Raw genomic sequence first — 6,342 nt, forward strand, 5'->3', positions numbered from 1 at the left:
AAAAACTCTCGAATAGAACTCGAAAGAATCTCTTTTTCTCTAAGTTAATTAGTCTGAATTGTTCGGGCTTAGCTTTAAGAAAGTAAGTCCTTAAAGTATCTAATATTAATAATCTTCTTGGTAGGAGCAAACTAATCATGAGACGGGCTGTTGTCTATCAACATTTGAGAGGTTGCTATAGACACTACCAACCCGAACACTTAGGGAAGCGGTTTTTTTGAACTTGTTAAGAAATATTACGTCCAGACCCAGTGAATATAGCCCAGTAAGTCTATAAATCCTTCAACTCGTTGCATCTTGCTGGTTGTCTTTGTCTTGTAGGGTTGTCCCCCACGCCAGTCGAACTCCGAGATAAATAACTCTTTCCCAGCTCTCAAGGCGTTGATGTAATCCTGCCAATGACCGCTGAGAAGCTTTTCCTCAAATTGCTCTTCGTCAAAGTGGTCTCGCAGCGCCAGGAGCCAGTAACCGTACCAGCCGACTTTCTGAAGAAAGTCAAGATAGGCTTGTTCCATCTCTAAGTAAGGCTGTCTCATGGCAGCAGGTTCTAGCCAACGCTTCTTTTTTAGAAGTCGTATCCGGGCAGAGATGTTATCTCTTTGTTGTGCATTAGATAGCCAATTGGGTTCTGAGTCACATGGACCCAGTATCCAACTTATTAGAAAACTCTGCCTTTGAATTTTCAGGAATAGATCCATCGGGCTTTTGAAGGGGTAGCGAATCTTCTTGGTTGCTGCCCACTCTCTGATGTATCGCCCTCCCCTAACTAGAAGTTTGAAGCAAGCCAAGTCTATGTCCGTAATTAATTCCAGGTTTTTAAGGCTCGTTTCTGGTAAGTAACGCAAGAGAACGCCTTGTTCTTCTATTGGGTTGGGAATGATTCCCAAAAGCTTATGAGCGAAAAGTACTCCTCTTGCCTGCCAGAAGTAGCGCATAGTTAGAAGCCAGTAAGCCTGGTTCTGGTTTTTAGGGACGATATTAAGGGTGGAGGGAATTTTTCCGATCGCTTTAGCGATTTTGAAAAATCTTTTTCCCCTAAGAGTGTTAGGGATGTATATCTCTGCTGTGGGAATCCAAGGTCGCTCAATATTCAGTCGCAAGTCTTCTTCTTTTGCTCGTGTCATCCATCGATTTAAGGCAGATATTACAACTGCCTTCTGCTGACGAAATTCTTCTGGGATATGAAGAAGATGCTCTGGGACGAGAATAAGAGGTAATTCCAGCAGAGCTGGTTGCCGCTGCAATATCCGTTCGGCAAAAGCTCTTTTGTCTTGTTCGGTAGTTGGAATTACGTCAGTCGGAACTTTGTAGGAATGCAGCACGGGTTGCAAGTGAAGCGAACAGTTCAGAATTAGTTTATTACCTTGACGGAGAATAGTACACTTGTTCGCAAAACTTTGCCGTCTTGAACTCTTTAATTCTCAGGACTTCATTACCTGTGTTCCCGCTTCTGGTGAGTATCTTCCTGCTGTTTCTCTGTTTTCTTCTAACTATTCCAGTTGAGTAGACGCTTGAATATCCATCTCATCCAGCGGTTCTTCAATCGCATTGCGAATCCAAGTGGCATCAAATTCCTTTTGCGTATGCGCTCGCACTTCAATGCTGATTGTCATATCATCAGCTTTGTCAGATAACGCTTGCAGCACTTCAAACAGTTGAAAGATTTGAGATTTGTTCGTTGTAGAAGTCAGTTTGTAGTGGCGAGCGGGTTGTTTACCATTAACAATGTCTACTAAGACTGAACGTTTGACGCTGCTGCCTTGAGACTTGTATTCAACAGCCTTTGTATCTTCCCTTACCGTCTTTTGAGCCGTGCTGATGCCACCCCGATAGTCAAGTGTGGTTTTTTGCTGGTTGGTGTCATCTTCGGAATCGTCCTCTGATGTTCTATCCAGTTCTTCATCAGCTAAAGTCGGAGTACGCAGTTGAGTGGCTAGGCTGGGTGACAATAGATAGCCGGAAATGTCTAACTCGTCAGGCGGAATCACTTGGTTCAAGCTAACTAGACTGGGATTTTCCACCAGCGGCGTGCCATCGGAGGAAACCGTCATCGAGGGGACGTAACCCAGAATGCCTTGTTCTACCGCTTTGAGAATGGCTCTTTTAATGGGTTCTACCCCTAACATCTTGGGAAAGTTGGGGAAGCGGAAGAAATAACTGACCAGTTCCTCTGCCGTAATATATTCAGTATCCGGGTTCTCTAAACCAGACAGCCGTACCAATTTGCCAGGGGTAATGGACTCAAAGACGTGATTTTTCAGCGCGTCTAACACTCGGTCTTGTAGGTTCTGACTGGTGTTGAGTTGGGACTGTAAATCAATTGTTTCTAGGCGGACGGGTTTGGAGCCATTAGGGTCGGGCAGTGGTAACAGAACATAGTCATAGAGGCGGCGAATCGCGGCGCTCACTTCGTTGGCAGTATCTCTGCCTTTGGCAGTCAGTTCATCGGCATCTTCAGCAGTGAACTTGTACTTCTTCTTCTGCTCGATGAGTGAGGTGATCGCTAGTGCCATTCTCGCACCTTTTCGGGCTTTATCCATCTGCGCTCGATTGGGAACCACAAACGCGATCGCATTCTTGTATTCTCGCTTGTCGTTGCCTCGGTTTTCCAACCATGAGAGGGCATCCTCGATAGCCGCCTCCGGACTCTTCTGTGCCCAGCTAGGGTCGAGATAAACTACGCTAAACTGCGGCACTTGGTCAGTGATTCGACTAGACTGGGCAGGCCATACCACCACCTTGCCGCGTTGAGTCTGCAATGCCTTATCTAGCTCAGAGCGGATTTGTTCTAAAACTTCATCCCCGCTCACTTTACTTTCTTCGTCGGTAATCAGCTTGTTGAGATTCGGCTTGGTTTCAAACCGATAGCGACGCCCGACATAGTGCAAGTAAAGTAACTGTTCCCGCAAGTCACTTAGAGCTGCCGTTATCGTCGTGCGGTCAAGCCCTGCTGTCAAACAAGCCCCGGTTATATCCTGTTCCAAAACACCTCGGTCTTCGCCGCTTCTTGCCCCGAACGAATACATTAAGATAGCTGAAGCCAGACGAGTTCCCACCTTTAACTGCGAGAGGGCGGGTGCATCTTGGGCAATGCGGTTATCGACGATTTTCACCTTCGCCTTACGCCCCGTAATGTCCGCCGCTAGCACGGAAGTGTAGGCATCTCGCTCTCCCACCTGAGTGAAGAACGCATTTCTCACCGCTTCATGGCTAAAGAGAACATTGCCCGGACTAATCAGCCAGGAGGGGTCTTGGGCTTCGCGGAGAGCATAAACAGTACTGGCGAGGAATTGCAGCGCACCGCGAGTGCGTTGATAACTGGGAAGACTACCCCAACGGTGATACATCAAATCCAGTAAGTCAGGATGAAAGGGGTAGCTGGATTGAATCCGATCTGCCAGTAAATCAGCTTGTTGTTGGACTTCCTGTTTTTCCCGGTTGGTATCGGCATAACTCTCGCGGAACTTGCGGTAGAGTTCGGCTTGCTGCCGTGCGACTTCAGTGATAATCGCTGGATCGCCCACATCGGTAAACAAACGCCGCTGGACGACTTTCATCACTTCATCGCCGGAAACGGGTTCTTTTTTAGCATCAATTCGGCTGACGAGTTTATCCAAAGCACTCAGCAAACCTTCATTGCCAAAGGATTCCTGAACGCTGGCTTGGAGGGAATAAACTAAAACTGTCTTAGGGAGGTCTCGAACCAGTTCGGTGAGTTTCTGCACGAAGGTGAGAACCTGCCGACCGAAGGTTGAGTCTCCTACCTGTAACCCCATCGCATTCTCGATATAGACAAGAAATTCGTCGATCAGGAGTAGGATAGAGCGATCGCCAAATATTTTCCGCAGCACGTCGTTACCAGGGGCAATGCGCTGCTGGTCTTCGGTTTCTACCAGGGAGTAGGCTTGATGTCCACCGAGCTGCCATGCAAAGTAGCCCCAAGGTGTAAGAATGCGGGGACCGTTTTCAATCTGAATTCCGGTACTGGCGCTGATGTCCAGACCGATTAAGGTGGCAACCTGTACCGTACCGGGTTCTGGAAGCGTGTCTAATTGCGGAAATCCTTGTAGTTCCTGGCGATGTTTGGTAATGTGATAAAGGCTAATTAAGGCGTGGGTTTTGCCGCCGCCGAAGGGGGTACGCAGTTGCAGGACGCGATCGCCAGGTTCTCCCCGCAAGCCTTTAAGAACATCTTCGAGTAACTTTCTCAGTTCCTTGGTAAGATAGGTGGCGGCGAAGAAGTCACGAGCGTCACGGTAAACCTTGGGGCATTTGGGTTCTTGACGAATCACAGCACCCAGGCTTGCGGCATAGGTGGCATTATCTAAGTTACCCGCCAGGATATCTGGGTGGGGGGTAACGACTTGCGTCCAGGGTTTGATTTGATAGGCGCTACTCATATATTCTTCGAGGGAGAGATTGGGGGTCGGTCAGCATGGAGGTCTCTTTTAAGAGTGTTCCCATCTGATTGGGGTAGACGCAACTTTTCTGACTTTTTTTCCTGAAGAAGTGGGTGGCAGCTATCTGCTTACCCGCGAACCGAGACGCTTTAATATACTCAGGACAGAGTACAGCTCATTTTCACGAGTCTGGATATCGAACGCTTTAGAATAAGCATATTTGGGAGTTTCTTGTTGGGTCAGTTTGATAAAAACAAACTCCCGACCATTGGTCATTAATCCAAACGTTTCTTGAACCGGGTTGGGATTATTGAGCATATAAAATAGAAGTTGGGAAAGTGCCGACATGACATCGACTTGAGTTCGCTTGGACTCGATAACCAGTATCCAGAGGTCGTCTTTGAGGGTCAAGACATCAATATATCCTTTGATAATTTCATCTTCATCTTCCAGAAAAATTTCGACCTCAGCCTCGGTTTGAATATCAAAATCTTGATTATAAAAATCGGCTAAATCCAGCAAGGGAGACAGCACCACCATTTTTACCATGTCTTCTAACATGGGGCGGCGTCTGTTTAAATTGAGATAGTTGGCTTTAATCCGGTCTAGGGCTTGCTTTTGGGAGTCAGTGATGGCGGGTAAGTCCTCTCTCCACTCGGTAAAGAATTGCTCATCTTCAGCTAGGGTGAGGTTAAATTTCTTTTCTAGGTCGTACAGGCTAAGGTTTTTGGCTTGAAGAGTTTTAACCATAATGAGTGCGTTAATTACTAATGACTATTTGACTTAGTTTTTTTAAGATACTGAGGACGCTGTATAGCTCATTGCCGCGATTGCGAATATCGAAAATATCAGATGTGGCATATTGTGGTGTTTCGCCTTTGACTAATTTGATGAAGATGAAACTCCCACCTGTGGTAATCATGCCGAAGCTTGGTTTTTCTGGATGGGGGTTTGCCAACATATAAGTAATAATCTGCGAGAGTCCTGCTTCTATGGAAAAAGATGCTCTTTTTGACTCAATCGCCATCACCCAAAATTGGTCTTTCAAAACTAACGTATCAATTTTTCCCTTGACAATAGTCCCCTCATCTTCTACAGCAATATCTACAGATTCTTCTGATTTCACATAAAAGGGAGCTAAATAAAAGTCTCCAATGAAGAGAAGCGGGTCGAGGATTGCCATTCTAATAACATCTTCTAAAAGAGGTGGGTAATTAAGGAGATTAAAATAACCCGCCTTTACTTTATCTAGAAGTCGCTTGTCTAAATCCGTGATTTCTGGTAGGTTCTCTTGCCACTCTGAGAAAAATTGGTCATCCTGAACGAGTAGAAGACCAAAATTGTCGATTAAGTAGCGTAAGTCTATATCTTTGGCTTGAATTGTCTGAACCATAGTTATTAAGGAATGGAGAATAGGGAATAGAACAAGGAAAGGTTACTTTCTTTGAGTAAACAAGTTCTCTTCTACAACTCGTTTCCAAGAGGCGAGTAGGGTATCGATCGCCTGTTGTTCTTGAGTGCGCCCTTGTATCCCATCTTCCTGTCCCGGTTCTGGGGTAAGGGCGCGTCCGGCTAAAGCTTGGGCAACCAGACGCAGTTGGGTGGCGTCGGGTTGTGCTAAAGCGAGGAAGTTAGGAATTTCTAGGGGTTTGTGTTCGGACAGCCACAAGAGGCGGTGCAGGATGTCGATGAGGGTGGGTGCAGCACCAATGGCTTGGGGTTTGACGTTGAAAGTCTGTTGTTTCTCGGTTTTCTGGATGCCTAAGTCTTCAAAAGCACCGCGATCACTATAATCTTGCAGTTGTACTTGGTTTTTGGTCTTTTTGACGAGGGCGAGTTTGCCATCAGTTAAGCCACCAGCACCGTCAAGTTCGATACCGACACCCCGCGCTAAGGTATTGGCTTCGTCAAACTCTACGATCGCTTCTCCATATTCGTAGCG

5 protein-coding genes are annotated in these 6,342 nt (G+C 46.5%); all 5 read right to left on the reverse strand.

Annotated elements, in window-relative coordinates; translation table 11 throughout:
• Positions 1 to 236 precede the first annotated feature (236 nt).
• Positions 237 to 1,322 carry a hypothetical protein gene (locus H6F98_RS00225; protein ID WP_199348224.1) on the reverse strand — a complete coding sequence of 362 codons (1,086 nt, stop codon included), beginning with the start codon at positions 1,320 to 1,322 and terminating at the stop codon, positions 237 to 239.
• A gap of 168 nt (positions 1,323 to 1,490) precedes the next feature.
• Positions 1,491 to 4,400 (reverse strand): ATP-binding protein, encoded by a 2,910-nt coding sequence (locus H6F98_RS00230; RefSeq protein WP_192216664.1) that lies wholly within the window; start codon positions 4,398 to 4,400, stop codon positions 1,491 to 1,493.
• 120 nt (positions 4,401 to 4,520) lie between these two features.
• The gene (locus tag H6F98_RS00235; RefSeq protein ID WP_192216665.1) at positions 4,521 to 5,150 is read right to left on the reverse strand and encodes a type I restriction endonuclease; all 630 of its coding nucleotides are present in this window, start codon (positions 5,148 to 5,150) and stop codon (positions 4,521 to 4,523) included.
• A 10-nt stretch (positions 5,151 to 5,160) separates the two neighbouring features.
• Positions 5,161 to 5,793, reverse strand: a complete 633-nt coding sequence (locus tag H6F98_RS00240) for a restriction endonuclease subunit R (RefSeq protein WP_192216666.1) — start codon at positions 5,791 to 5,793, stop codon at positions 5,161 to 5,163.
• A 42-nt stretch (positions 5,794 to 5,835) separates the two neighbouring features.
• Positions 5,836 to 6,342, reverse strand: a 507-nt coding sequence (locus H6F98_RS00245; RefSeq protein ID WP_199348225.1) for a hypothetical protein, incomplete at its 5' end; no start/stop codon positions are given.

It is taken from the genome of Microcoleus sp. FACHB-SPT15 (genome assembly GCF_014849525.1).
Classification (GTDB): Bacteria; Cyanobacteriota; Cyanobacteriia; order Cyanobacteriales; family Coleofasciculaceae; genus Symplocastrum; species Symplocastrum torsivum.